19 protein-coding genes are annotated in these 26,230 nt (G+C 74.0%); 7 read left to right on the top strand and 12 right to left on the bottom strand.

The window, feature by feature from the left end; genetic code table 11:
• The first annotated feature begins 20 nt into the window (after positions 1 to 20).
• Both ACIQG9_RS04575 and ACIQG9_RS04570 read left to right on the top strand, forming a co-directional pair.
• Positions 21 to 305 (top strand): DUF427 domain-containing protein, encoded by a 285-nt coding sequence (locus ACIQG9_RS04575; RefSeq protein ID WP_400398388.1) that lies wholly within the window; start codon positions 21 to 23, stop codon positions 303 to 305.
• A gap of 57 nt (positions 306 to 362) precedes the next feature.
• The gene (locus tag ACIQG9_RS04570) at positions 363 to 1,076 is read left to right on the top strand and encodes an RICIN domain-containing protein (protein ID WP_400398386.1); all 714 of its coding nucleotides are present in this window, start codon (positions 363 to 365) and stop codon (positions 1,074 to 1,076) included.
• Between the two features lie 4 nt (positions 1,077 to 1,080).
• Here the strand turns inward: ACIQG9_RS04570 and ACIQG9_RS04565 are convergent, their stop codons facing one another.
• Positions 1,081 to 2,379 carry an MFS transporter gene (locus ACIQG9_RS04565; RefSeq protein ID WP_400398384.1) on the bottom strand — a complete coding sequence of 433 codons (1,299 nt, stop codon included), beginning with the start codon at positions 2,377 to 2,379 and terminating at the stop codon, positions 1,081 to 1,083.
• Positions 2,380 to 2,449: 70 nt separating this feature from the next.
• Here ACIQG9_RS04565 and ACIQG9_RS04560 point away from each other — a divergent pair, with 70 nt between their 5' ends.
• Positions 2,450 to 3,448 (top strand): GlxA family transcriptional regulator, encoded by a 999-nt coding sequence (locus ACIQG9_RS04560; RefSeq protein ID WP_400398383.1) that lies wholly within the window; start codon positions 2,450 to 2,452, stop codon positions 3,446 to 3,448.
• A gap of 52 nt (positions 3,449 to 3,500) precedes the next feature.
• Here the strand turns inward: ACIQG9_RS04560 and ACIQG9_RS04555 are convergent, their stop codons facing one another.
• The 5 genes from ACIQG9_RS04555 to ACIQG9_RS04535 form a co-directional block, all read right to left on the bottom strand.
• Positions 3,501 to 3,977, bottom strand: a complete 477-nt coding sequence (locus tag ACIQG9_RS04555) for a hypothetical protein (protein ID WP_400398793.1) — start codon at positions 3,975 to 3,977, stop codon at positions 3,501 to 3,503.
• 99 nt (positions 3,978 to 4,076) lie between these two features.
• A complete protein-coding gene (locus ACIQG9_RS04550) occupies positions 4,077 to 6,029 on the bottom strand; it encodes a VWA domain-containing protein (RefSeq protein WP_400398381.1) in 1,953 nt (650 codons plus the stop codon).
• Positions 6,030 to 6,031: 2 nt separating this feature from the next.
• Entirely contained in the window at positions 6,032 to 7,531 is a 1,500-nt protein-coding gene (locus ACIQG9_RS04545) for a magnesium chelatase (RefSeq protein WP_400398792.1), read from the bottom strand.
• A 34-nt stretch (positions 7,532 to 7,565) separates the two neighbouring features.
• On the bottom strand, positions 7,566 to 8,063 hold the full coding sequence (locus tag ACIQG9_RS04540) for a hemerythrin domain-containing protein (protein WP_400398379.1): 498 nt from the start codon (positions 8,061 to 8,063) through the stop codon (positions 7,566 to 7,568).
• A gap of 7 nt (positions 8,064 to 8,070) precedes the next feature.
• On the bottom strand, positions 8,071 to 9,039 hold the full coding sequence (locus tag ACIQG9_RS04535) for an aldo/keto reductase (RefSeq protein ID WP_400398377.1): 969 nt from the start codon (positions 9,037 to 9,039) through the stop codon (positions 8,071 to 8,073).
• Positions 9,040 to 9,163: 124 nt separating this feature from the next.
• Here ACIQG9_RS04535 and ACIQG9_RS04530 point away from each other — a divergent pair, with 124 nt between their 5' ends.
• Positions 9,164 to 11,008 (top strand): glycosyl hydrolase, encoded by a 1,845-nt coding sequence (locus ACIQG9_RS04530; RefSeq protein WP_400398375.1) that lies wholly within the window; start codon positions 9,164 to 9,166, stop codon positions 11,006 to 11,008.
• Positions 11,009 to 11,123: 115 nt separating this feature from the next.
• Positions 11,124 to 12,113, top strand: a complete 990-nt coding sequence (gene mgrA, locus ACIQG9_RS04525; protein WP_400398374.1) for an L-glyceraldehyde 3-phosphate reductase — start codon at positions 11,124 to 11,126, stop codon at positions 12,111 to 12,113.
• A 16-nt stretch (positions 12,114 to 12,129) separates the two neighbouring features.
• Here the strand turns inward: mgrA and ACIQG9_RS04520 are convergent, their stop codons facing one another.
• On the bottom strand, positions 12,130 to 13,041 hold the full coding sequence (locus ACIQG9_RS04520) for a lytic polysaccharide monooxygenase (protein ID WP_400398372.1): 912 nt from the start codon (positions 13,039 to 13,041) through the stop codon (positions 12,130 to 12,132).
• A gap of 361 nt (positions 13,042 to 13,402) precedes the next feature.
• On the opposite strand from ACIQG9_RS04520, the gene ACIQG9_RS04515 reads away from it, so the two are divergent.
• Positions 13,403 to 15,460: a DUF4153 domain-containing protein gene (locus ACIQG9_RS04515; protein ID WP_400398370.1), complete on the top strand. Its 2,058-nt coding sequence runs from the start codon at positions 13,403 to 13,405 to the stop codon at positions 15,458 to 15,460.
• A gap of 227 nt (positions 15,461 to 15,687) precedes the next feature.
• On the opposite strand, the gene ACIQG9_RS04510 is transcribed toward ACIQG9_RS04515, so the two are convergent.
• Both ACIQG9_RS04510 and ACIQG9_RS04505 read right to left on the bottom strand, forming a co-directional pair.
• On the bottom strand, positions 15,688 to 16,146 hold the full coding sequence (locus ACIQG9_RS04510) for a hypothetical protein (protein ID WP_400398368.1): 459 nt from the start codon (positions 16,144 to 16,146) through the stop codon (positions 15,688 to 15,690).
• A 14-nt stretch (positions 16,147 to 16,160) separates the two neighbouring features.
• Positions 16,161 to 23,699, bottom strand: a complete 7,539-nt coding sequence (locus ACIQG9_RS04505) for a LamG-like jellyroll fold domain-containing protein (RefSeq protein WP_400398366.1) — start codon at positions 23,697 to 23,699, stop codon at positions 16,161 to 16,163.
• A gap of 393 nt (positions 23,700 to 24,092) precedes the next feature.
• Here ACIQG9_RS04505 and ACIQG9_RS04500 point away from each other — a divergent pair, with 393 nt between their 5' ends.
• Entirely contained in the window at positions 24,093 to 24,236 is a 144-nt protein-coding gene (locus ACIQG9_RS04500; protein WP_400398364.1) for a hypothetical protein, read from the top strand.
• Here ACIQG9_RS04500 and ACIQG9_RS04495 read toward each other — a convergent pair.
• The 3 genes from ACIQG9_RS04495 to ACIQG9_RS04485 are packed head-to-tail and all read right to left on the bottom strand — an operon-like array spanning position 24,214 to position 26,198.
• Positions 24,214 to 24,897, bottom strand: a complete 684-nt coding sequence (locus tag ACIQG9_RS04495; RefSeq protein WP_400398362.1) for a class I SAM-dependent methyltransferase — start codon at positions 24,895 to 24,897, stop codon at positions 24,214 to 24,216. The two genes, ACIQG9_RS04500 and ACIQG9_RS04495, sit on opposite strands and share 23 nt — an antisense overlap.
• 2 nt (positions 24,898 to 24,899) lie before the next feature.
• The gene (locus tag ACIQG9_RS04490) at positions 24,900 to 25,877 is read right to left on the bottom strand and encodes an alpha/beta hydrolase (RefSeq protein ID WP_400398360.1); all 978 of its coding nucleotides are present in this window, start codon (positions 25,875 to 25,877) and stop codon (positions 24,900 to 24,902) included.
• 15 nt (positions 25,878 to 25,892) lie between these two features.
• Positions 25,893 to 26,198: a putative quinol monooxygenase gene (locus ACIQG9_RS04485; protein ID WP_400398359.1), complete on the bottom strand. Its 306-nt coding sequence runs from the start codon at positions 26,196 to 26,198 to the stop codon at positions 25,893 to 25,895.
• Between the last annotated feature and the right edge of the window lie 32 nt (positions 26,199 to 26,230).

The following is a 26,230-nucleotide window of genomic DNA, read 5'->3' as shown; positions in this document are numbered from 1 at the left end:
CGGGGCGTAGCGTGGATGACATGCCGAAAGCCGTCTGGAACGACCACGTCGTCGCCGAGAGCGACGACACCGTCCTGGTGGAGGGCAACCACTACTTCCCCCGCAACACCCTCCGCGACGACCTGATCACCGAATCGACCACCGAGACGGTCTGCCCGTGGAAGGGCACCGCCTCCTACTACAGCCTGAAGGACGGCGATCGGACCAGCGCGGACGCCGTCTGGTACTACCCGGACCCGAAGCCCGACGCGGAGCTGGTCCGCGACCGGGTGGCGTTCTGGAAGGACGTCCGGGTCGTCGACTGAGTCACCACGCCGCAGGCCGGGTGGCCTTCGGGCCACCCGGTGGGTCACCATTCCCCCATGGCCGTCCCCGATGCGCAGCACGACCCGTCCGGCACCGTGTACGGTGCCCGCCGGGCCGCCCGCCCCGGGCTGCCCCGCGACCCGCTGATGCGGTTCGCGCTGGCCGCCGGGCTGGCCGGCGTACTGCTGGGGGTCTTCTTCGCCACCGGCGTGCTCGGTGGCGGCGGCGGGCAGCCGGTGGTGCCGGCAGCCGCGCCGACACCCGCCTCGGCCGCCCCGCCGACCCCGGCGGCCACCGAGCCGGCCGCCACCACCCCGCCGCCGTCGCCGACCCCGGCGGCCACCACCCCGGCGGCGGTCGCCGGACCGACCGTGTTCCGCGCGGTCACCTCCGGCCTCTGCGTCGGCACCGACGGCGACGGCGAGACGGCCGCCGCCGAGCTGGCCGTCTGCACCGGCGGGCCGGAGCAGCAGTGGGTGGCCAACCCCGTCGCGCCGGACCTGGTGACGCTCACCAACACGGCGCACCGGCAGTGCCTGGACGTCGAGGGCGGCAGCGGCGACGACGGCGCGAAGCTCCAGCAGTTCGGCTGCCACGGGCAGGCCAACCAGCAGTGGCGACTGACTCCGGTCGGCACCGGCCCGGTCCTGCTGGTCGGCGTGCAGTCCGGCAAGTGCGCCCAGGTACGCGACGACGGCACCGGGGCCGGCGACGACCTGGTGCAGGCCACCTGCACCGGCGCGGCCGGCCAGCAGTGGACCGTCGGCTGACCGGTCAGCCCCGGTAGCTCCACCCCGGGGCGGCGGGGGCCGGCACCGGGGCCGGCGTGGGCACCGGCTGCCGGCGACGCAGCCGCAGCGACAGCAACGCCGCGCCGATCGACAGCGCCCCGGCGACGTACCAGGCCAGCGCGTAGTCGCCGAGCTGGTCCCGGACCAGGCCGGCACCGGTCGCGGCGGCAGCCGCGCCGAACTGGTGGGCGGCGAAGACCCAGCCGAAGACCACCGCCGCCGAGGTGCCGAAGTACTCCCGGCACAACGCCACCGTCGGCGGCACGGTCGCCACCCAGTCCAGGCCGTAGAAGACGATGAAGAGCAGCATGCTCGGCTCGGCGGTGCCGGCGAAGAGGCCGGGCAGCACCAGCAGCGACAGGCCACGCAGCCCGTAGTAGGCGGCGAGCAGCAGCCGGCTGTCCACCCGGTCGGTGAGCCAGCCCGAGGCGATGGTGCCGACGATGTCGAAGAGCCCGACCAGGGCGAGCAGGCCCGCCGCGGTGGTCTCCGGCATCCCGTGATCGTGGGCGGCCGGCACGAAGTGGGTGCCGACCAGGCCGTTGGTGGTCGCGCCGCAGATCGCGAAGCCCCCGGCGAGCAGCCAGAACGGGCGGGTCCGGGCGGCGGTGGCGAGCGCGCCGACGGCGCGGCCGGCCGCCCCGCCAGCCGGCCGGGCCGGCGGCGTCACCTCGGTCGCCCCGTAGGCGGGCAGGCCCAGGTCCGCCGGATGTTCCCGGAGCAGCCAGACCACCAGCGGTACGACCGCCAGCGCGGCCCCGGCCACGACCAGTGCCGCCGTACGCCAGCCGTGGTCGCGGACCAGCACGGCCAGCAGCGGCAGGAAGACGAGCTGGCCGGCCGCCCCACCGGCGGTGAGCACCCCGGTGACCAGCCCCCGCCGGTGGACGAACCAGCGCCCGGTGACGGTGGCCACGAAGGCCAGCGCCATCGACCCGGTGCCCAGCCCGACCAGGACACCCCAGCACAGGATCAACTGCCAGCTCGCCGTCATGAGGACGGTGAGCCCGCTGCCGAGCGCCACCAGCGCCAGCGCGCCGGCCACCACCCGGCGGATGCCGAACCGGTCCATCAGCGCGGCGGCGAACGGCGCGGTCAGGCCGTAGAGCAGCAGGTTGACCGAGACGGCGGCGGAGATGGTGGCCAGCGGCCAGTGGAACTCGGCGTGCAGCGGGTGCAGCAGCACCGACGGGGTGGCACGGAAACCGGCCGCGCCGACCAGCGCGACGAAGGCGACGGCGGCCACGGTCCAGGCCGGGTGGAGGCGACGGGGTCGGGTCACGCTCCGAGTCTCGGCGGCGGGTGCCCGTCGGACGAGTGGCCGGAAAGCCATCGTACGCAATAATCGGGCCATGACCGCCGTCCCGCACCGGATCGCCGTGCTCGCCCTCGACGAGGTGGTCGGCCTCGACCTGGGCACCCCGGCCCAGGTCTTCGGCACCGCCCGCACCGACGACCGGCGATCGCTCTACACCGTCGACACCTGCACGCCCGGTGGCCGCCCGGTCCGCAGCACCGCCGGCTTCCGGGTCCTCCCCGACCACGACCTCGATCTGCTGGCCACCGCCGACACGGTGGTGGTGCCCGGCCTGCACGGCGGCCCGCCGATGACGGACGGGACGGTCGAGCCGGCGGTGGCCGGGGCGCTCCGGTCCGCCCACCGGCGGGGCGCCCGGGTCATGTCGATCTGCACCGGCGCGTTCGTGCTCGCCGCCGCCGGGCTGCTCGACGGTCACCGGGCCACCACCCACTGGGCGTACGCGGACCGCTTCCGCCGGCTGTTCCCGGACGTCGACCTCGACCCGGACGTGCTCTTCATCGACTCCGACCGGGTGCTCACCTCGGCCGGGGTGGCCGCCGGGATCGACCTCTGCCTGCACGTCATCCGCACCGACCACGGCAGCGAGGTGGCCAACCGGTCCGCCCGGCGCTGCGTGATGCCGCCGTGGCGGGACGGCGGCCAGGCCCAGTACATCGAACGGCCGGTGCCCCGGACCCCGGCCAGCGGCACCGCGGCCACCCGGGAGTGGGCCCGGCAGCGGCTGCACGAACCGGTGGCGCTGCGGGAGCTGGCCGCGCACGCCCGGATGAGCGTCCGCACCTTCACCCGGCACTTCCGCTCGGAGACCGGGCTGAGTCCGGCGCAGTGGCTGCTCCGGCAGCGCACCGACCACGCCCGGCTGCTGCTGGAGACCACCGACCTGAGCGTCGACCAGGTGGCCCGCCAGGCCGGCTTCGGCACCACCGCCGCCCTGCGCCAGCACCTGCACACCCGGATCGGGGTGTCCCCGTCCGCCTACCGCCGCACCTTCCGCCACACCCCTGACGTGGTACGCCACCCCGACGCCTAGCGAGTCGCGGCGAGGCCGGGCGGGGCGGGTGGGCTGTCAGGCGGGTGGGCTGTCAGGCGGGCTGGGGGTGGTCACGGAGCGTCCGTAGCTGCGCCAGGTGCTTGGGCAGGTGCACGCGGGTGTGCAGGTCGAGCGTGCGGGACCAGGGCAGCGATTCGTCGACGACCAGGTCGAAGCCCTCACGCAGGTGCGTCTCGACGGGAGTGTCGGCGGCCGGGCCGAGCCGGTCGACCAGCGCGCAGAGCCGCTGGCTGGTGGCCCGCAGCAGGGTGGCCAGCCCGGGCAGCCCGCCGCACTCGGCGATCAGGACGTCCAGCTCCGGCCGGTGCACGCCGGCCAGGTCGTAGAAGGCGAACGGCGACCCGGCCAGCACCGCCTCGGTGGTCTCGGCCATCAGCTCGTCGTTGGCGACCAGGTGCGCCACGATCTGCTCCGCGCTCCACTCCCCCGGCCCGGCCGCCCCGAACCCGCCCGCCTCCAGCTCGGCGAGGACCTCCCGATAGACCCCCCGCAACCCCCCGCTCTCCACACCCTCAGTCAACCCCGCACCGCGCCGTCGACCAGCACGTTATCGTGCCCGGATCACCCGGACGGGCGGCTTTCGTCCCACCCCACCGCCGGGGGTGGGTCAGTGGCGGCCGTGGCGGGAGCGGAGGTAGTCGGAGACCACGTACTCGCCGAGGTCGTCCAGGTCGGGGGTGAAGAGGCGGCCGTGGGAGCGGCGGGCGACGGCGTCCATGAAACGCCGCAGGCCGGGGTCGTCGCCGAGCAGGAACAGGTTGAGCGTGGCACCGGCCCGGGTCAGCCGGTCCACCTCGCGGATGGTCGCCTCGACCGTCTCGCGCAGCGGCGGCCAGTGGAAGTACGCCTGCCCGTCGTCCGGGTCGAGGTGGGCGGTCGGCTCGCCGTCGGTCACCACCAGCACCACCGGCTCCGCCCCCGGGTGACGGCGCAGGTGCCGGCCGGCCAGCCGCAGCGCGTGCTGGAGGTTGGTGCCCTGCTGCATGTCCGGCTCCACCGCCGCCAGCTCCTGCTGGGTCAACGGCATCGCCTCCCGGCCGAACCCGACGATCTGCAACGCGTCCTGCGGGAACCGGGTCGCCATCAGGTGGGACAGCGCCAGCGCCGTCTGCTTCATCGGCCCCCACCGGCCCTGCGAGATCATCGAGTACGACAGGTCGACGCAGAGCGCCACCGCCGCCGACGCCCGACGCTCGGTCTCCACCACCTCGAAGTCGTCGACGGTGAGCTGCACCGGCACGGTGGGCCCGGCCCGGCGGACCGCCCGGGTGAGGGTGCGCACCACGTCCAGCGGCTGCTCGTCGCCGTACTCCCATGGCCGGCTTGCCCCGCTGACCTCGCCGGCCGCCCCGGCGGAGCGCAGGTCGTGCTGGCCGCGTGGGCCGGCCGTCAGGTCGGCGAAGACCCGGCGCAGCGCGGTGCCGGCGAGCCGGCGCAGCGCCTTCGGGCTGAGCGTCAGCCCGTCGGCGTCCCGGCTCACCCAGCCCTGCCGGCGCAGCTCGCGTTCCAGCTCCCGCAGCCGGCGCACGTCGTCGGCCGCGTCCCGGCCCAGCGTCCGGGCCACCGCGTCGACGTCGACGTCGTCCAGGGTGGCGCCCGGATGCTCCTGGTCGAGGGAGTCCAACAGCTCGTCCAGCTCGGCGATCTCGTCCAGCGCCCCGGCCGCCTCGCCGTAGCCCAACGGCCGGTCGCCCCGGACCCGCTCGCCGCGCTGCCAGTCGAGGTCGGGGCGCAGGGCCCGCAGGTGGGCGTCGAGCGCGGACAGCTCGCCGGACAGCCGGTCGCCGAGCGACTGGCGCATCAGCCCGGACAGCTCCTCGCGCTGCCGGTCCGACAGCGACCGCATCAGCCGCTCACCGGCGGCCGACCGGCGGGCCAGCACGTCGACCAGCTCGTCGACGTCGTTCGGCCGCTCCGGGAAGAACTCGCCGTGCCGGCGCATGAACTCGGCGAACGCGTCGGTGGTGTCCTCCGACCGGGCGTGCCGGGCCAGCAGGTCGTTGAGGTCGCGCATCATCTCGGCGAGCTGCCGCTGCACCTGCGGGTCACCGGCCGCCCGGGCGGCGTCCCGCAGCCCGGCGAACCGCTGCTCCAGCACCTCGCCGCGCAGCCCGTCGAGGATCCGCTGGTACGTCTGCCGGGCCTCGTCGCTGGTCCACCGGTACTCGGCCAGCTCCCGCACCGCGCGGGCGGTGGACCGGGGCAGGTTGTCCAGCACCGCCTCGGCGAACCGCGCGTCGTCGTCGGCGCGCCCGCGCAGCGCGTCCCGCTCGGCGGCGAGGGCCTGGTCGAGCAGCGCCCGGGAACGGGTCACCGGGCCGTCCAGGTCGCCCCGGCGCAGCGCCTCCCGACGCAGCCGCCGGGCCCGGGCGGCCAGGTCGTCCAGGCCGCCCCGGCCCGCCGGGCCGCGCCGCAGCAGGTCGCGCAGCGCCTCCCGCAGGCTGCCGCCGGCCAGCACCTCCGCGCCGACGGCGTCCACCGCGGCGCGCACGTCGTACGGCGGGGCGAGCGGGTCGGGGCCGCCGCGCCACTGGCCGTACCGGAACCGGTTGCCGGCCATGGTCAGTCCCGGCCGCCGTAGACGGTCCGGCCCGACTCGGTGACGTCCTTGCCGAGCCGGCGGGTCAGGTGCAGCCCCTCCAGCACGAACTCCACCCCGGCGGCGGCCTGCTCCGGGGTGGGCGCGTCGCCCATCCCGAGCCGGTCCAGCACCTTGGCCAGGCCCGGCACGGTGCCGACCTGACGCAGCAGCTCCGCCGAGGAGACCAGCTCACCGGTCTCGACGACGGTGTCCTCGGCGACCAGGTCGGTGAAGCCGGAGAGGTCCAGCCCGGCCAGCCGGGCCCGGAACGTCTCGGCGGTGGCGGTCCGCAGCAGGTGGGCCAGGATCTCGATCTCCCGCCCCTCCTCGCCGCTCTCGAACTCGACCTTGCCGCGCAGGGTGGAGGTCACCGACACCGCGTCACCGACCCGGGCCACCGGCGCCTCCGGGCGTACCGTGGCGTCGCCGGCACCGGATCCCCCGCCGGCGGCCGGCGACGCGGCGGAGCCGGCGGCCAGTAGGCCGGAGCGGCGCAGCGCGGCGGCGGCGACCGTCTCGGCGGCGGCGATCGCGAACCGGGCCGAGACCCCGGAGCGGGGGTCCACCGAGGACGACTCGCGCACCGCCCGGGCGAACCGGGCCAGCACCTCCAGCACGTGCTCCGGCACCTCGGCGACCAGCTCGGACTCCTGCCGGACCAGGGCCAGCTCCAGGTCCAGATCGGTCGGGTAGTGGGTACGGACCTCCGCGCCGAACCGGTCCTTCAGCGGGGTGATGATCCGGCCCCGGTTGGTGTAGTCCTCCGGGTTGGCGCTGGCCACCAGGAACAGGTCCAGCGGCAGCCGCAACTGGTAGCCACGGACCTGGATGTCCCGCTCCTCCAGCACGTTGAGCAGCGCCACCTGTATCCGCTCGGCCAGATCGGGCAGCTCGTTGACCGCGAAGATCCCCCGGTTGGTGCGCGGCACCAGCCCGAAGTGGATCGTCTCCGGGTCGCCGAGGGTACGGCCCTGGGCGATCCGGATCGGGTCGACGTCGCCGATCAGGTCGCCGACGCTGGTGTCCGGGGTGGCCAGTTTCTCGCCGTACCGCATCGACCGGTGCAGCCAGCCGACCGGCAGGTCGTCGCCGGCGGAGTCGGCCAGCGCGCGGGCGGCCGGGGTGAGCGGGTGCAGCGGGTGTTCGTTGAGCACCGACCCGGCGATCACCGGGGTCCACTCGTCCAGCAGCGCCACCAGCGAGCGGATCAGCCGGGTCTTGCCCTGGCCGCGCTCGCCGAGCAGCACCATGTCGTGGCCGGCGAGCAGCGCCCGCTCGACCTCGGGCAGCACGGTGTCGTCGTAGCCGACGATGCCGGGGAAGCGGTCCTCGCCGGTCCGCATCCGGGCCAGCAGGTTGGCACGGAGTTCCTGCTTGACGGTCCGGTACCGGTGCCCGGCGGCGCGCAGCGCGCCGAGCGTGCCCGGCAGGTCGGCGGGCGGGACCGGGGGAACCTGGTTGGGCGCAGTCACCCGACCCACGCTAGCGCGGCCCGGCACGCCGCCGCTCCCGCTTTCAGCGGTGCTCCGCCACGTACCGCTGCGGGTCCTTGTCGGCGAAGCGGAGGTTCCGGCCGTTCTTGTGCTCGCCGTAGAAGGTCAGCCAGCGGGCGCCCAGCTCGGCGCGGAGTTCGACGGCGGCGTGCCGGCGGAAGTCGGGCAGCGCCTCGTCCTCCTCCTCGGCCAGGTGTTCGCTGTTCTCCCGGCGGGCCTTCCACACCGCCGCCCACCACTCGTCCGAGCCGACCGGGTGCAGCTTCGACTCGGCGATCGCGTCGCGGATCTTGTTGTGGTCGCCGATGGCGTCCTCGGTCTCCTCCGCGCCGTCGTCGCCGTGCCGCACCAGATGCGGGTAGAGGATCGTCTCCTCCGCCTCGGCGTGGATGTCGAGGTGCAGGGCGAGCGCCTCCCAGATCGCCAGCCGCTCGGCGTCGTCGCGGGCGTCGTCGAGCCGGGCGAAGCCGCGCCGGAAGGCGGCGTGGTCGTCCAGGATCAGCGCGGTGATGTCGTCCATGGTCGGCTCACTTCCCCGCGCGGGCGCGGATCAGCCTCGGCACCGCCGCCAGGCCGGTGACCGGCCGGAACTGGCGGGCGGCGGTGGCGAGGGCGGCGTACTCGGTGTCGGTCAGGTCGATCTCGGCGGCGGCGGCGTTGCGCTCCATCTGCTCCACCCCGGACGCGCCGGGGATGGCCACCACGTTGGGGTGGCGCAGCAGGTAGGCCAGGGCGATCTGGCTGGGGGTGGCGTCGTGCGCCTCAGCCACCTCGCGCAGCGTGGTGATCAGCGCGGTGCCGCGGGCCAGGTTCTCCGGCAGGAAGAACGGGTTGGCCCGGCGGACGGCCCCGGTCGGCGGGTTCCTCGCGTCGTACCGGCCGGAGAGGAATCCCTGGGCGAGCGGGCTGTACGCGATGACCAGACGGCCGGCCTGCTGCGCGTACGGGATCAGCTCCTCCTCGGCGGCGCGGTCGGCCATGCTGTAGCGGACCTGGTTGCTCAGCACCCGGCGGCCCAGGGCGGCCTCGGCGAAGCGCCAGCGGCGCAGGCTGTAGTTGCTCACCCCCACCTCGGCGACCAGGCCGACGTCCTGCAGGGCCCGCATGCCCCGCATGGTGGTGGTGTCGGCGACCACCGGGTTGGGCTGGTGCACCTGGTAGAGGTCGATGGTACGGACGCCGAGCCGGGCCGCCGAGGCGACCGCCCGTTGCTGCACCACCGGGGCGAGCGGCAGCACCGGGAGTATCTTGCTGGCCACCACGACCCGGTCCCGGTCGGCGCCGAGCGCCTGGCCGAGGATCCGCTCGCTGCGGCCGAGGCCGTAGACCTCGGCGGTGTCGAAGAGGGTCACCCCGAGGTCGAGCGCCCGGCGGACGATGTCGGCCGCCCGCCGCTCGTAGTCGGGGCCGTAGCCCCACTCCCTCGACCCGAACTGCCAGGTGCCGAGACCGATCTTGGAGATGGGCTTGGGAGTGTCGAGCGGGACGAAGCGCATGCGGTCGAAGCTACCCCGCCCGGCGGGCCGGCACGCCCGTTCCGGGCAGGCCGCCAACTTGACAAAGATATTCGGAATGATCGATGGTGGGAGCGCTTCCAACCCCACCGCACCGGGAGCCCCGATGAACCGTCCCCGTACCCGGTGGCTGGCCACGGCCGCCGCCCTCCTGCTGCTCACCCCGCTGTTCGCCGGGCCGCTGCATCCGGCCGCAGCCGCCCCGCCAACCGTCTACGAGGCCGAGACCGGCACCCTGACCGGCGTCACCGTCGACACCGCCGCCAGCGGCTACACCGGCACCGGCTACGTCACCGGCTTCGACGCCGCCGACGACAGCGTCACCATCGCGATCCCCAACTCCCCCGGCGGACTGCACGAGCTGGCCGTGGTCTACCGCGCCCCGAACGGGCAGAAGACCGCGTCCCTGCTGCTCAACGGCGCCGGCAACGGCGACGTGGTGCTGGCCGCCAGCACCACCTGGGCCACCGCGCCGGCCGGGAAGGTGCTGCTGCGACCCGGCGGCAACACCGTCACCATCCGCAGCAACTGGGGCTGGTACGACATCGACGCGATCCGGCTCACCCCGGTCGCCGCCCCGCCCCCGCACCAGGTCACCGCCGTCCCGGTCAACCCGAACGCCGACCCGCCGGCCCGGGCCCTGCTGCGCTACCTCACCGCGCACTACGGCACCGACGTCCTCTCCGGCCAGCAGGACATGAGCGGCATCCGCTGGCTGGAACAGAACGTCGGCAAGGCCCCCGCCATCGCCGGGCTCGACCTGATGGACTACTCGCCCAGCCGGGTCGAACGCGGCACCTCCTCCACCGAGGTGGAGAACGCGCTGGCCTGGGACGCCCGGGGCGGCATCGTCACCCTCTGCTGGCACTGGAACGCCCCCAGCGGCCTGATCGACACCCCCGGCAAGGAGTGGTGGCGCGGCTTCTACACCGACGCCACCACCTTCGACGTGGCCAAGGCGATGGCCGACCCGGCCTCCGCCGAGTACCGGCTGCTGGTACGGGACATCGACGCGATCGCCGTCCAGCTCAAGCGGCTGCGCGACGCCGGGGTGCCGGTGCTCTGGCGGCCGTTGCACGAGGCCGAGGGCGGCTGGTTCTGGTGGGGCGCCAGGGGCCCCGGCCCGGCCAAGGCGCTCTACCGGCTGATGTACGACCGGCTCACCAACCACCACCAGCTCACCAACCTGATCTGGGTGTGGAACTCGGTCTCCCCCGACTGGTACCCCGGCGCGGACGTGGTGGACGTGCTCAGCGTCGACTCGTACCCGGCCGCCGGCGACCACAGCCCGGTCAGCGCCTCGTACGACAAGCTGGTCGCCCTCGGCGCGGACCGCAAGCTGGTCGCACTCGGCGAGGTGGGCTCGATTCCCGACCCGGAGCTGACCCGGGCCTACCGGGCGGACTGGAGCTGGTTCGTCACCTGGTCCGGCGACTTCCTCACCGACGGGCAGTCGAACTCGTCGGACTTCCTGCGCCGGATCTACCGGGACGACCCGCACGTGCTCACCCTCGACGAGCTGGGCGCCTGGAAGCAGACCGGCCCCAGCCCCACCCCGACGCCCACCGGCCCGACCCCGACACCCACCGGCCCGACCCCGAGCCCCACGCCCACCGGCCCCAGCCCCACCCCGACCCCGACGCCCAGCACCGGCGGCTGCACGGCCACCTGGAAGCTGGTCAACCAGTGGCCCGGCGGATTCCAGGCCGAGGTGACCGTGCGCAACGGCGGCCCGACCACCCTGACCGGCTGGACGGTCCGCTGGACGTTCGCCACCGGCCAGGCGGTCAGCAGCGCCTGGAACACCACGCTGACCAGCGCGGGCACCGCCGTCACCGCCCGCAACGCCGGCTGGAACGGCACCCTGACCGCCGGCGCGAGCACCACCCTCGGCCTGACCGGCACCGGCCCGGCCACCCCCGCGCCCACCCCCACCTGCACCGCGTCCTGAACCCCTTGCCGGCCCGGTGCGGCGCACCCCGCCCCGGGCCGGCAAGGCCGGACCGGACCGGAGCCGAGGCGGACGCACGGCCAGCCGGCCGGGCGGCGACGCTAGGGTCAGGGTCGTGACCTACCTCGCCGCGGACGACCGCTACGACCAGATGACCTACCGACGCAGCGGGCACAGCGGCCTGCGACTGCCCGCCATCTCGCTCGGGCTGTGGCACAACTTCGGCCCGGACCGGCCGTTCGAGCGGCAGCGCGAGATCGTCCGCCGGGCGTTCGACCTGGGCATCACCCACTTCGACCTGGCCAACAACTACGGCCCGCCGCCGGGCGCCGCCGAGGAGGCGTTCGGCCGGATGCTCGCCACCGACCTCAAGCCGTACCGGGACGAACTGGTGGTGTCCAGCAAGGCCGGCTACCTGATGTGGCCCGGCCCGTACGGCGAGTGGGGCTCCCGCAAGTCCCTGATCTCCTCACTGGACCAGTCGCTGCGCCGGCTCGGCCTCGACTACGTCGACATCTTCTACTCGCACCGGTTCGACCCGGACACCCCGCTGGAGGAGACGATGGGCGCGCTGGACGCCATCGTCCGCTCCGGCCGGGCGCTCTACGTCGGCATCTCCAACTACGACTCGGAGCAGACCGCCCGGGCCGCGGCGATCCTGCGCGACCTGGGTACCCCGCTGCTGATCAACCAGCCGTCGTACTCGATGCTCAACCGCTGGACGGAGGCCGACGGCCTGCTCGACACGCTGGCCGAGGTCGGGGCGGGCTGCATCGCGTACAGCCCGCTGGCCCAGGGGCTGCTCACCGACCGTTACCTCGGTGGCATCCCGGCGGACTCCCGGGTACGCACCAGCGTCTTCCTCGACGAGAGCGACGTCACCGACGAGAAGCTGGCCACCATCCGGGGGCTGGGCCGGGTGGCCGAGGACCGGGGGCAGTCGCTGGCCCAGCTCGCCCTCGCCTGGGCGCTGCGCGACCCCCGGATGACCAGCCTGATCATCGGCGCGAGCAGCGTGGCGCAGTTGGCGGGCAACGTCGCCGCGGTGCGCAACCTGGACTTCGCCGCCGACGAGCTGACCGAGATCGACCGCCTGCTCGGCTGACGCGCCGCGCCGGTCGTCACCAGATCCGGCGGCGACCGGCGCGGTGGTTGCGTACCCCGCAGGGACGACCCGGCGGAACGGTGGCGGGCCGACGCCGCCGGGTCGCCACCGTCACCACCACCAGGACGGCCACCGCCGCCACCACGCCGAGCACCAGACGGAGACTGCCACCGCCGATCCGGGTCACCGACGCCACCGGTACGCCGGCACTCTCCACCGGTGCCGACAACGCGGACCCGGCCGCCGCCGGTGCTGCCCCGGCGGCGGTGGCCGGGCCGGCACCGGTCGGGGTGGCGGCCCGCGCCCCGGCCTCCCGGAACACCACGTCCGAGCAGGAGTAGTAGGTGTCCGGGGTGTCGGAGTTCTGCCACACCGTGTAGATCAGGTGCCGCCCGGTCAGCCCCGTGGGCAGCCGCCCGGGGAGCCGGTACGACCCGTCGCGCAGCGGCGGGTCGGTCACCGTCAGGAACGGGCGCGCCGCGAGGTCGGCCCAGCCGAGCCGGCTACGCGGGTCGTACCCCGTCCGGGTGGCGTAGAGCCGGAAGGTGCCCCGGTGCGGGATGGTTCCCCGGTAGCGGAAGGTGAACTTCGCCCCGGCGGTCAGCTCCGTCGCCGGCCAGTCCGCGCGCGGCAGGTTCAACCCCTGGTACGCGGAGAGCCCACCGCTGCACAGCTCCCCGTCGGGGATGCGCTCCCGGTCCCGGCCGTCGACACCGGAGACCCGGATGTTGTCCCACTCCCGCAGCGCCGCACCGGCCGAGACGGCCGCCCGGCAGGCCGGTGACGAGGCGTGCGGACCTTCCGGACCGCAGGCCGCCGAACGGCTCAGCGGACTGGTCGGCGCGCCGTGCGCGGCGGCGGGTACACCGGTGAGCAGCACGGTCGCGGCGACGGCCGCGAGGGTGGCGAGCGTTCGGCGTGCGGTCATCTCGTGGACCTCCCGCCACAGGTACGGACGCGGGCCGGTAAAGGTTCGACCGTGGGGCGGACCGGCCGCGAACTTGTCGGTCTTCCGTCGTGGTGTCGGGGCCGCCCACCCGCGTCGCGGTCACAGACTGTTTCCACTGGGCGGATTCGCCCGACGGCGGACGTTTCCGGCTGAGGGGCCGGCGCGGGGCGGCGGACGACGGTCGCTTCGCTCTACAGTGACCGCACTTTCCAGGATCAAGGAGCGCGCCGTGTCAGAGCCGCCACCGACGCCAGACTCTCCCGGGGCCACCACACCGCCGCCCGGGACGCCCCCCGCCGACGGCACGCCGTACCTGTTGGCGGTGCCGACCATCGACGGGATGACTCCCCTGGTGTGGCCCGGCGGGGACGACGAACCCGCCTGGGCCATCCCGGTCCGGGTCCCGGCCGGCACCCTCGGCTACGCGCTCTTCCTGCCCCTGGTGCCGGCCGACGACCCCACCGCCGGCGGCGCGGCCGGCCCCACCCCGGCCGGCCCGACCCGGACCGCCGACCTGCCCGAGCCGCCCGGACCGACTCCGGCCCCGGGACGCCCCACCGGGCCCGCCGTGGCGGACACCGGCCACGCGGCGACCCCCACCGAGCGGACCGACCCGGATGCGCCCCGGACCGCTCCCGCCGGGACGGCCGCTCCGGCGGCCGGCGCGGCGGGGCAGCCGACCACGATCCCGTCCCCCCGCACCGGCGCCGGACCGGCCGCTGTCGACCCGGCCCCGGCCGCGCCGACCGGCCCCGGAGCGAAGCCCGCCGCACCGGCCGGCCCCGGCGCCACGCCCGCCGCACCGGCCGGGTCCGCGCCGCTGCCCGGCCGGCCGCCGGCAGCGCACTGGGGCGGCCCGCCGGTCACCTGGACCCCGGGCCCTGCGCAGCCGTCGTTCCTCAGCACCCGCTGGCCGGGTCCCCGGCCCGGCACCGGCTGGGCGGTACCGGCCGCGGTCCTGGCCGGCGCGCTGGGCGTGGCGTTCTTCGTCCCGCTCAGCCGCACCGGCATCGGCTGGTTCCTCGGCTGGCTGATCCTCACCGTCGGGGTGGTCGCCGCCGTCCGGCCGAGCGCCGGCGCGCTGCCCCGCACCGACCGGCTGATCCGGGGCGGCTGGGCGGTGGCCGCCCTGGCGTTGCTGTCCGTGCTCGCCTTCCGCAACGCCTGGTGGCTGGTGACGTTCTGCGTGCTGGGGGCGTTGGGCTGCGCGGCGCTGGCCATCGTGGGTGGGCGACAGGTCCGTTCGATCCTGTTCAGCATGGTCGCGGCCCCGTTCGCGGCGCTGCGGGGGCTGCCCTGGGTACGCCGGCACGTCACGTCGTCCGGTGCCGGCGGGACGGTCCGTCGGGTCGCCGGGTCGGTCGTCGCCACCGTCGTGGTGCTACTCGTCTTCGGACCGCTCCTGTCCTCCGCCGACGCCGCCTTCTCCCAGTTCCTCGGGGCGATCGTGCCCGAGATCAACCTCGGCACGGTGTTCCGCTGGATCTTCCTGGCCGCCCTGGGCGGCCTGATCGCGGTCGCCGCCACCTACACCCTGGCCGCGCCGCCGGACCTGTCGACCGTCGACCGGGAGGGCCGGCGGCGACTGGGCACCCTGGAGTGGGCGCCGGCCATCGCCGCCCTGACGGTGCTCTTCGTCGGCTTCGTCGCGGTGCAGTTCACCGTGCTCTTCGGCGGCCAGCGGCACGTCCTGCGCACCGCCGGCCTGAGCTACGCCGAGTACGCGCGCAGCGGGTTCTGGCAGTTGGTGGTGGTGACCCTGCTGACCCTGGCGGTGCTCGGTGGGGTCAGCCGCTGGGCACGGCGGGAGACGCCGGCCGAACGCACCCTGCTGCGGATCCTGCTCGGGCTGCTCAGCGCGCTCAGCGTGGTGATCGTGATTTCGGCGCTGTCCCGGCTGTACACGTACCAGAAGGTGTACAGCTTCACTGGCGAGCGGATCTTCGTGATGGCCTTCGAGCTGCTGCTCGGCGCGGTCTTCCTGATGCTCCTGGCCGCCGGCCTGCGCTGGCGGGGACGGTGGATCCCCGGGGCCACCGTCGGTCTGGCCGTGGTGATGCTGCTCAGCCTGGCCGTGCTCAACCCCGAGGACTACGCCGCCCGCCGCAACATCGCCCGGTACGAGCAGACCGGCAAGATCGACGCCTGGTACCTGCGGGCGCTCTCCGCCGACGCCACGCCCGCCCTGGCCGGACTGCCGGACCGGGTCCGCCGCTGCACGCTGAGCTGGATCGACGACGACCTCGCCGAGCCGGACCCGTGGTACGCCTGGAACCTGGGCCGCACCCGGGCCCGCGCGGAGCTGGACCGGCTGGGCCCGCGCGCGATCGGCGGGCAGAAGGACTGCAAGGCCGCCGACCAGTTCGACCTGCCGAAGACCCGTCGTACCCCGCGCTGACCCGTCGGGGGGCGGGCCCCCGGCGGGGGGGGCCCCCCCCGCGGGGGGGGGGGGGGCGGGGGCCCCCGCCCCCCCCCGGGTGGGGGACGCCCGCCCCCCCGGCCACCCGCGGAGGAACCCAGGCCCCCCCCCCCCCCCCCCCCCCCCCCCCCCCCCCCGCCCCCGCCCCGCCCCCCCCCCCCCGGGCCCCCCCCCCGCCCCCCCCCCCCCCCCCCCCACGGCCGGCGTCAGTCGACGAGGACCTGCAGCAGCACGGTGATGGTCAGCGCGACCAGCACGTCCACCGTCTGACTCAACATGGCCACCCGCCACCACCGCGAGCGTGGATTCCACCGCCCTTCGAGCAGGTGGTACGCCAGGATCGCCTTGAGGCCGTGCAGGCAGGCCATCCAGAACGTGAAGAACCCGACCCCCCAGAGGATCGGCACCGCGACCGACTGGCCCAGCCCGACCCGGGACAGCAGGAAGGACCCGGCCAGCGCGAGGGGGAGCAGCACGGCCAGGGTGACCCCCCACAGGGCGGCCCGGGCCAGGTGCCGGTCGGTCAGGTCGAGGTCGTCGTCGGCCGTGACGTTGAGCTGGGCACGCAGGTTCGCGGCACGCTCCTGCGGCGTGTCCCCCTCCACCCCGAGCGCGGCGGCTGCCGGCCTGGCGAGAAGCCGGGCCGGCAGCGACAGCAGATCCATTCGGTACCCCGTCCCTAGTAGATCCAGCTCGCCCGGCGCTTGCACGACCGGTGGTACTTGCAGGCGGTGTAGCTGACCGCCGCCGGGTAGGCGTACCGCCGGTCCGCCCGGCCCCAGCGGTTCGACGACCGCCAGTGCTGCTTCGACGACGACTGCGACCGGTGCATGCGGTTCAGGTGGGCGCGTTTCGCCTTACGGGCGCCACGCTGGTACTTGAACTTGCTGACGCCCCGGCCCAGCTTCCTCGCCTTGGACCCGGCCTGGAGGGCCCGGACGCCCCGGAAGGCGCTGCCGCCGCCGGGAATCGCGCCCAGCAGGTCGAAGGCCGCCGCGCCGTACCGCTTGGCCCGGATGTTGTTGTAGGCCGAGTAGGCCGAGAAGCCCACCGCCAGCACACCGAAGGCCACATTGAACGGCGGCGGCGTGAACATGGACAGCGTACCCGCGACCAGCGCCGGGTTGTTCCGGACGAAGCTGGCCGCGCCCTTGACCGCCCGCTTGATCCGGCCCCACAGCTTGCCGTCGAGGTCGGCGCAGTTGACCGGGTCACCGGAGCAGTAGTCGTAGGGGTTGGCGTTGCCGCCGTCCACCGGGTCGGCCTGGAGGAACCGGCCCAACGCCGGCGAGTACAACCGCACCCCCATCTGGACCACGCCGCCGAACGCCTCACTCGACCGCTGCTTGGCGCCCAGCCAGCCGTACCGCTCGTCGTTCTGCCCCTCGGCCCGCACCCCGAACTCGTCGTAGTCGTGCAGCTCGGGCTCGGTCATCGCCGGGTCGATGGTGGCGGCCACGTCGCCGTGCAGGTTGCCCAGTTGCAGCCGCACGTCGCCGGTCGCGGACGTGGTGGCGACCAGGTCACCGTCCGGGCCGGTGACCATGCGGGTGACGACGCCCTCGGCGTCCTCGCCGATCCAGTGCGGCTCGTCGGTCTCGTCACCGTAGTGGTTCAGCCTCGACGTGGAGGGCGTCCACGCCCCGTCGACCAGCGTCTCGGTGCTGAAACCGCGCGCCCGTAGCGCCGGGTCCAGGGTCCACCGCTGCCGCGCGTCCGCCAGCGTCTGGCCCTGGACCAGGTCGTTGACGAAGTAGCTGTGGGACAGCCCGCCCGGCAGGCCGGTGGTACGGCCGAAGGCGTCGTAGCGGTAGCCGGCGTCGGTGAGCCGGTCCGCCGAGTCGTACGTGTGCTGCTCGGTGGTCGACGCGGTGGTGTCCTGGCAGCCGCCGTCCGCGCCGGGCTGGAACGTCGCGCGGGCGGTCCGGTTGGTCCGGGCGTCGTAGCCGTACGTCCTGGTGACGCAGCCGGCATCGCCGTCGGTGGCCCGCTCGGAGCGCACCAGCCGTCCCAGCCGGTCGTACGAGTAGGCCACCCGGCCACCGGTGTAGTCGTTGAGCACGGTCTGCCCCGCGCTGTTCTCCACCACCGCCTCGGAGTAGATCACCGCACCGTCGGAGTCGCGGGTGTAGACCCGCTCCACCGGCTGCTGGTTGGCATCGAGTCGGTCGGTGCGGGTCAGGCCACCCGGGTAGGTGAGGCGGACCAGCTTCTCGTCCGCGTCGTACCCGGCGCCGAAGGTTCCGGCCACGCTGTCCGTGACGCTGGTGACCAGGCCGCGCGGCTCCGCGGCGCGGTCGTAGCCGTACGTCGTCGTGCCGGTCGGGTTGCTCATCCGGACCGGGCGGCCGAACCGGTCGTACTCGTGCGTGGTGACCCCGCCGTCGGCGTCGGTGTAGCTGCTCATCCGGCCGAGCAGGTCCCGGGTCCGGGAGATGACGGTGCCACCCGCCCGGGTCTCCGCCACCTCACCGGTCACCGGGTCGTAGCTGGTGGTCGTGGTCGGGACGGCCACCCCGTCGTCGGCGGTGATCGACGCCGAGACGATCCGCCCCGCCGCGTCGTACCCGTTGGTGGTGGTGCGGGCGGCCCCGGCGGTGCTCTCCACGGTCACCTCGGGATCGCGGAACCGGCTGTACCGGGTGACCCGGCGCACCGGCAGGTCACCGCTCATCCGGGCCGGGTCGTGCCCGGTGACGGCCCCGGCGGTCCGGCTGACGCAGGCCAGCCCGGCCCACTCCGGACGGTTGCCGCAGGCCGCGTCCTGCGGGTTGGCACCCGCCGTGTAGTACACGTTCACCCGGGTACGGGCATCGTCACCGCTGGAGTCGAAGCCCCACGAGCGCAGGCCCCGGCCGGACGCGTCGTACACGCCGGAGGCGGTGACCTGCGCGCCGCCGTCCCCGGCGTCGGCGGTCATGCTGGTGTACGTGCCCAGCTTCCAGCCGGACGTGCCCCCGTGGTGGCCGTCGAAGCCGTACCGGGTGACGCGCCGGTCGGCCTCCGGGTAGCCGTCCACCCGGGCACCCTGGGTCTCGGTGGTGACCAGGTGGTACGTCGCGCCGTCCGGCTTGCCCTCGTCGTACGCCTTGGTGCTGGCCGCCCGGCCGATGACCGTGCCCCCGGCGGGTACCGCCTCCAGCGGCCCCGCGCCATCCGGGTCGGCCAGGCCGCGTTCGAGCACCATCGTCACCGTCGGCCCGACGGACTCCACCTCGTCGGTGCCGTCGCTGCTGAACCTGCGGACCGTCGACAGGGCCAGGGCGCGGGTGGCCGGATCCGAGTCGAGCAGGCCCAGTTCGGCCAGGCTGGTCGCCGCGTCCGGCAGGGTGCCCAGCGCCAGCAGCCGGTCGGTGGCCGCCAGGGAACGGACCACGTTGCCGAACCGGTCGTACTCCTGGGTGTCGATGTGTCCGCCCGGTACCGCGGTGTTGACCTCCTGGGCGTTGGCGTTGAGGTAGTGCACGGTGGCGTACCGGTAGCCGTTGACGCCGGGCACCGACGGCGACGCGCGGTGCCGGGTGGGCGGCTCCTCCGGATGGAAGATCGCGGTCGCGTCGACCGGCAGGTCCCGCTGGCCCCAGGTCGAGATCGCGGCGTGGCTGAGGTCGTACGGGCCACCGGCCGCCTTGGTCAGCGGGACGTGGTAGACCACCCCGGCGGTGGTCTCGCCGTCGGTGACCGTCCGGCTGCCCTGCTGGAGGCCGGCCCGCCGCACCCTGGTGAGGCGGCCGCCGTTCTCGTCCCCGGCGAGCGTGGCGACCTGCGCGTCGGTCAGCGCCGTACCGTAGACCCGGACGTCGTCGATGCTCCCGGCCCACGGGTTCGTGTTGGCGCCGGCCCACTTCGCCCGGCCGACCACGTAGTTGCCGGTGGCGTTCCAGCCGCCGGTGGCCGCGGTGGTGGTCTGCGGCACGCCGTTGACGTACAGCTTCATCTTCCCGGCGGCGGTGTCGTAGACGCCCGCGAGGTGGGTCCACTGGCCCAGCACCGGCGGCAGGTTGGAGGTGGCCCGGAGCGCGCTGGAGCTGTCGGTGTCGGCCGTGGTGCGGGAGAACGCCCACCTGTTCTCCGCGGCCACGTAGTTGAGGAAGAAGCCGCTGGTGCGGCTGCCGTCCTTGGAGACGATGGTGCGGTTGACAGTGGTGTCGGTGATCCGGGCCCAGGCCGAGACGGTGTACGAGGCGGTGTTGGACAGCGCGGTGCCGGCGGCCCCGATCTGCGCGGTGCCCGTGCCGGTGAAGACCGCGGCCCGGTCACCGGGATTGCCCGGGTCGTTCGCCTCTCCCCAGGTGACGCCGGTGGCGGTGCCGTGGCGGTTCGCGCCGGAGGTGTCGGTGGCGGTGCCGTCGAGGTCCCACCGCAGGACCGCCGCGTCGACGTCGGGGTTGGCGTGGTCGAACATCCACGGCAGCTCGCCCGACGGGGTGGTCTTCGTGACCCGGCCGGCCGGGTCGTACTCGTAGGCCGTCTTCAACGCCGGTGTGACCCGGGGATCCCACACCTCGCGCAGCCGGCCGAGGTCGTCGTAGGCGTACCTGGCCACCTCGACGGCGTTGACGGCGTTCGCCTGCGGGTCCCAGTTCCACACCTGCACCGCGGACACCCGGTCGGTGTGCTCGCCGAACACCGTCTGGCTCAGTCCGGCCCCGGTGCTGGTGGCGTACACGTACTCCAGCACCTGACAACCGCGCGGCAGGGTGCCGCCGGTGCAACCGTTCGCGTCGTCCACGCCCGGCTCGACCGGGTTGACGACCTTCTTCAGCAGCAGCCGTCCGCCGCCGGTGTCGTAGACGTACTTCGTGGTGGAGTTGTCCTCACCGGTCCAGGTGCTGCTGACCGCCCACACCCCGGCCTGCTGCGTGAACTCGCTGACCGCGCCGTCGATCTCGGTGACCCGGTACGTCGAGGAGTCCGGCCGGCTCAGCACCATGCCCTCGTTGCCGGGTTCCGGGGTGAAGCTGCCGTCGGCGTTGCGGGAGAAGGTGGTCCAGCCCCCGTCGATCGTGCTGAGCTGGGCCACCGACGGCGACGGGAACGACAGGGTGGTGTAGTCGCTCTCGGCCGCGCCGCCGCTGGCTCCGCCGTTCCAGGACGGGCCGAACGGCGCGACGATCTCGGTGACCGAGATGTTGTCCCAGTAGACCTTCCGGCCGCTGCCGGTCAGGTTGCCGTTGTAGAACCGGAACAGCGCCTCGGTGGCGCCGGCCGGGACGGTCATGTCGACCGACAGCTCCTGCCAGCCCTCGGTGTACGCGGCCATCGACGACGCCACCGGGGTGTACGTGCTGCCGGTCCGGTACCAACCGACGATCCGCAGCCCGCGCTCGACGTTGTGCGGCGCGAGGGTGGTGGCGGCGGGCACGAAGATCCAACCCGTCGCCCGGTACGTCCTACCCGGTTGCATGCCCAGCCGCAGCCCACCGGTGTCACCGCCGACCGCCACGTACGTGTCGTTGGTGCTGGTGCCGGACCCGGCCGGGGTGATCTCGATCGAGTCCACCGGCGTGACGTCGCCCTGACCCCGGGCGGTCGAACGGACGGCGGTCGAGGAGGCGGGCACGGTGAAACCGGTGAGGTCGGTGGAGACCTGCTGCTGGTTGGCGGTCAGCTTCTGCGGCATCGGCAGCCAGCCGTCCGTGGTGGTCCGGGAGGACGTGGCCCGGGTGACGGTGAGCCCGAGCACGTCCACGTCGGTGGCGTTCAGGCCGAAGTCGCCGGTGAGGAGGTTGACCTCCCCCGGTCCGATCTCCTCGGTGGCGCCGCCGTCGCCGCCGGAGTCGACGGTGACCCGGACCCAGGGCGTGTCGTAGACAGGGCTCGTGGAGGTGGCCGTGTAAATGCGGGCGCGCAGCTCGACCACGCCGCCGACCGCGCCCAGGGTGTCGGAGGCGGTCCAGATCGCGTGCCCGTCGAGGGTGGCGAGGACGACCGGGGACGCGGCGGTGGCGGTGATCGGCGCACCGGTGGCGGAGGTCAGGTTCGCCGACGGCACCGGCAGGGTGGCCCCGCCCGGCCCGCGCCGGTACTCGTAGTAGGCCCGGGTGTAGCCGGCCACCGGCGTGGTGATCTGCAGCCTGGTGCGCTTGACGATGGTGGCGCCGGCCAGCGGCTGCGCGAGCGCGGCGTTGCCGGCGGAGAACGAGTAGACCTTGGCGTTGGACAGGTTGCCGGCGCGGTCCTTCGCCTGCACGGTCAGGGTGCGCTGGCCGTCCGGCGGGCTGATGCTGCGGGTGATCGCCCCGGTGGCGGCGACCGTGGTCGCGGACGCGTCGGTGTCGAGGCGGTAGACGAACGCGGCGAGGTCGTCGGTGCCCGACGCCGGCGTGAAGGTGAAGGTGTCGGACTGCCCGGCGCCGCCGTGCGGCTGACCGTCGTCGAGGTAGATCGTCGCCGACACGAACGGCACGAGCGGCTTGTCGGTGTCGACGGTCAGGTCGGTCCAGCCGGTCCACGCGCCGTCGTCGTACGGGTCCTTCGCCCGTACCCGCCACTGGTAGCCGGTCTGGTTGGCCAGGTTCGCGTTCACCTGCCAGGACGCGGTCGAGCCGTTCGTCCAGCCCGGGTTGCCGACGAGCGCACCGGAGGTGGCGACCACCGCGCTGGTGGCCTTGTTCCGCACCTCGAACTCGGCCCGCAGCGCCTGCCCGGCGTTGCCGTCGGCCAGCTTCGCGGAGAGCGTCGGGCGCACCGCGGAGGTCCGCGCTCCGGCGCCGCACGAGGAGTAGCAGGGCGCGACGGCCTGGGCGGTGGGCGTGCCCGGCGCGGCGTTGTAGGTGATGGACACGACCGGCGGGTGCGCGCCCTCGGCCGAGTCGAACTTCTTCCAGCTCTTGGAGTCGGTCTCGCTGGTGCCGCGCAGCATCACCGTGACGTCGTTCCACCTGTTGTCGGCCGCCGACTGGAGCGCCTTGCCGACCTCGACGTAGACGTAGCCGTCACCGCAGGACGAGTTGTAGCCCTTGGTCTCGGTCGAGGTGCCGACCTTCTCCCGCGCGGTCGGCTGGCTGGTCCACCGCGTCGACGAGTCCGCCCGGTCGGTGCGCCACGCCTCCCACGACGCGGCCGCGCACGAGTACGAGTGGAAGTTCCACAGCCGCAGCTTCGCCGACATGATCCGGCTGCCCCAGATCCCCGACGTGCCGAAGCGCAGGTACGACCGGGCGGTGAACGACCCGCCGTCCTGGACGTGGCCCAGCTTCAACTCGTCCGCACCGGACTGGTCGCTGGAGTAGCTGTTCTGCACGAACGCGTCGAACGCCACCGGCAGCGACGCGGGCGGGTCGATCGTCACCGGGAACGTCAGGTCCGTACGCGCGACGAAGTCCGGGTCCGCGGTCAGCTCCATCAGCGCCCGGCCGGCGCCCTTGCGGACCGTACGCAGACCGACCGGCGCCCGGTTCACCCGCTCCTGCGACCGGGGCGCCACCGTCGCGTCCCACATCTCCGGCGCCTGGGCCCGCCCCACGGCACGGCCCTTCGCGTCGGTGAACGTCAGGCCGCCCATGCCGTCGTCGGCGGCGGTCAGCTTGCCCGTCGACATCGGCAGCGTCAGCTTCGCCGCCCGCCGCAGCGCCGCCCGGTCCCTGGCCACGAAGTACTGCTCGTAGCCGGTACCGCGGGCCTTGATGACGAGGTCGACGCCGGGCATCACCTCGGGGTACGTGGCGGTGGGGCCGTCCAGCACCGGTGCCGGCAACGCGCCGGTCCAGGAGATGCTGGTCCGCTGGTCACCGCTGCCGAGCGACACCATCTCGTGCTCGCCGGACCCGGGTGCCGCACCGCTGAGCCGCAGGTTGCGGGGGTGCACCCGCGGCTCGACCGCGCCGTCGGCGGTCGGCACCAGGGTCAGGTCGACGTCCTGCCAGCCACCGCCGGACCGTACCCGCACCGGTGCGAGCGCCCGGTGCTCGGTGCGGGTGCCGTCGGGATTGACCAGGACCTGGGTGGTCTCGGTCCGCTCCCCCACGGCCTCCACCGGGCCGCCGCACAGCTTCGCGGCGACCGCCGCCGAAGCCACGTTCATCCGGTCCTGCGGACACGTCGCCCCGGCCGCCGGGGCCTGCCCGGCCGGGGCCGCCGCCGCGGTCCGGGGCGATGGGACGTCGGTCATCCCGACGACGAACGCCACGACCAGCACCAGGCTCAGCCGGCGCAGCCAGCCGAGGTACGGGCTCGAATTGAACCGACCGAAGATGTGCGCACGCTCGTGCTGCATGGCAGCTACCCCCGTTGCTCCGCCACGAAATCGGGAGAACCGTACGGGCGCGACGATCGTCGAGGCAACAGCGCTTCATCGATCTCCGGATCGGGCAGTAACGGGCGGAGAACCATGAATCGCACCGCCGGTCCGCCCGATTCGACCGAATGAGGTCGATCGATGTCTGCGAGGTGTCACACAACCGCCATGCAACCGATGGAGAACCATCAAATTCGGGTCCGTTCTCGGCGGGCGACACATCCGGACCCGAGCAGTTTCAAGAAGCTTGCCCCGATTACCACCATTTACCCGGCAACCAGGCACGATGTCCGGTCGCCGCCGGCAGACCCCACGCCCGCGACGAGACAGTCGGGTCCCCGCCCGCGCCGCCGCCGGCCACAGGATGCGCGCATGTGGTCCGACTGGCTGGCCGCGCTGCTCGGCGCGTTCGTGGGGCTGGCCGGTCTGTTCACGGTCCCGAGCCGGGAGGCGACGGGGCCACGCGAGGTCGACGCGTGGCCCCCGTCTGCGGTCAGCGGTTCGGTGGCCGGGTGATCTGCGGCGTCCGGCTGGGCCGGTGCCACGACAGGTGCGGCGCCAGCCCGGCCGTCATCCGGCGCGCCGGCAGGTGCGGCCGGCGGCAGGAGTAGACGAACGCGGGTGGCACGTTCGCCCACACCGTCCGGCCCCGTACCACCTCCTCGAACCGCGCACCGAGGCTGTGCCGGAGCCGCCGGGCCGGCGGCATCCACCGCGTGTGGGCGTACGCGAAGGTGGTGAAGGCGCCGTGCGGGGCGAGGACCTCGGTGACCGCGCTGAGCAGGTCGTCCTGCCGCCCGGGGGTGAAGGCCGCCCACGGGAGCCCGCTGACGATGACGTCGGCCCGGTCGAGCCCGCGTACCGTCAGGATCTCGCGGAGGTCGCGGGCGTCGGCGACGGCGACGTCGACGCCCGGGAAGCGGGCGGCGAGCAGATCGGCGAACCGTTCGTTGATCTCCACGGCCAGGTGGTGGCCGCGACCGGCCAGCCGCCGCTGGATGGCCTGGGTGAACGCTCCGGTGCCGGGGCCGAGCTCCACCACGACGGGGTCGCCGGTGAGCGGAACCGACGCGACGATCACGTCGGCGAGTGCCTGGCTGCTCGGCGCGACCGACGCGACGGTAAGCGGATCCCGGATGAACTCCCGGAGGAATCGGCTGCGATGGTCGACGGTCATCGTCAGTCCCCGCGCTCGGCGGACACGTCGGTCAGGGTGCGGGCCAACCATTCCGTACGGGCCCGCCGGGCGATGGCGCCGATGCGCGTCTGCGGGAACAGCGCGTCGAACCCGTGGACGCCACCCGCCCAGACGTGCAGCTCGGCCTGACCGCCGGCAGCCCAGATCCGGCTGGCGTAGTCGACGTCCTCGTCACGGAAGACCTCGGCCGTACCGGCGTCGATGTAGGTGGTCGGCAGGTTGGACAGATCCTCGGCGAGTGCCGGCGAGATGTACGCGGAGACGCCGGCGGGCCGGTCGCCGAGAACCGACCGCCACGCGAACTCGTTCGTCTGCCCCGTCCAGACACTGGGTACGCCGGTGAACTGGCGGCTGGAGGTCGTGCTGTTGCGGTGGTCGAGCATCGGGCAGATCATGATCTGCGCGGCGATCGGGACGGTGTCCCGGTCGCGGGCCAGCAGCGTCACCCCGGCCGCCAGACCGCCGCCCGCACTGGCCCCGGCGACGATGATGCGGCTCGGGTCGACGCCGAGCGCGTCGGCGTGCTCGGCCGTCCACAACAGGCCCCGGTAGCAGTCCTCGACCAGCGTCGCGCCGTGCGCCTCGGGAGCCAGCCGGTACTCGACGGCGACGACCACGGCACCGAACCGGTCGAGCCATTCCAGCGGGATGTCGATGTTGGCGAACCGGTCACCCATGATCATGCCGCCGCCGTGGATCCAGTAGACGCACGGCGCGGACGCGGTGCGGTCACCGGTCGGGCGGAAGACCGACAGCGCGATCTCCACGCCGTCGTCAGCGCGGGTGACGAACTCGCTGCGGTCGATGGGACGGCCGTCCAGCAGGGGCTCGACCGGAGCCGAGGAGTATGGACGCATCTGCGCGAGGGCGTCGGCGTTCTGGATGGAGGTCAGCGGCATCTCGGCGAGCAGCGCCGCCAGTTCGGGATCGACGCCGGGACGCGAGGTAATGGTGATCACGATAGTTCGTCCCTCTCAGAAATCGGCCTTGCCACCGACGGGAACCTCGTCGGTGTAGGACGACTCGGCCGCCAGCAGTGTCTGGAGCCGGGCGACCAGGGTCTGCGCGGCCGTACTGGTGAAGAAGCCGCTGTGGGCCTCGGGGCTGGTCCAGCCCTCTGTGACGAAGATCGTCTCCGGGTCGGCGGCGGACCGGCCGACCAGGAACACGACGCAGTCGTCGTTGGCCAGCGACGGCGCGTGGAGCAGGAGGTCGACGACCTCGTCCCCCTTGCCGGGCTTGGCGGTCAAGGTGGCGTGGAACCCGTGTCCGATGGTCATGGTGGGTGCTCCCTGGTGGGTCGTGCTCGTTC

The organism is Micromonospora sp. NPDC092111, from assembly GCF_044755745.1.
GTDB lineage: Bacteria > Actinomycetota > Actinomycetes > Mycobacteriales > Micromonosporaceae > Micromonospora.
This window is presented reverse-complemented; position numbering and strand designations above follow the sequence as displayed.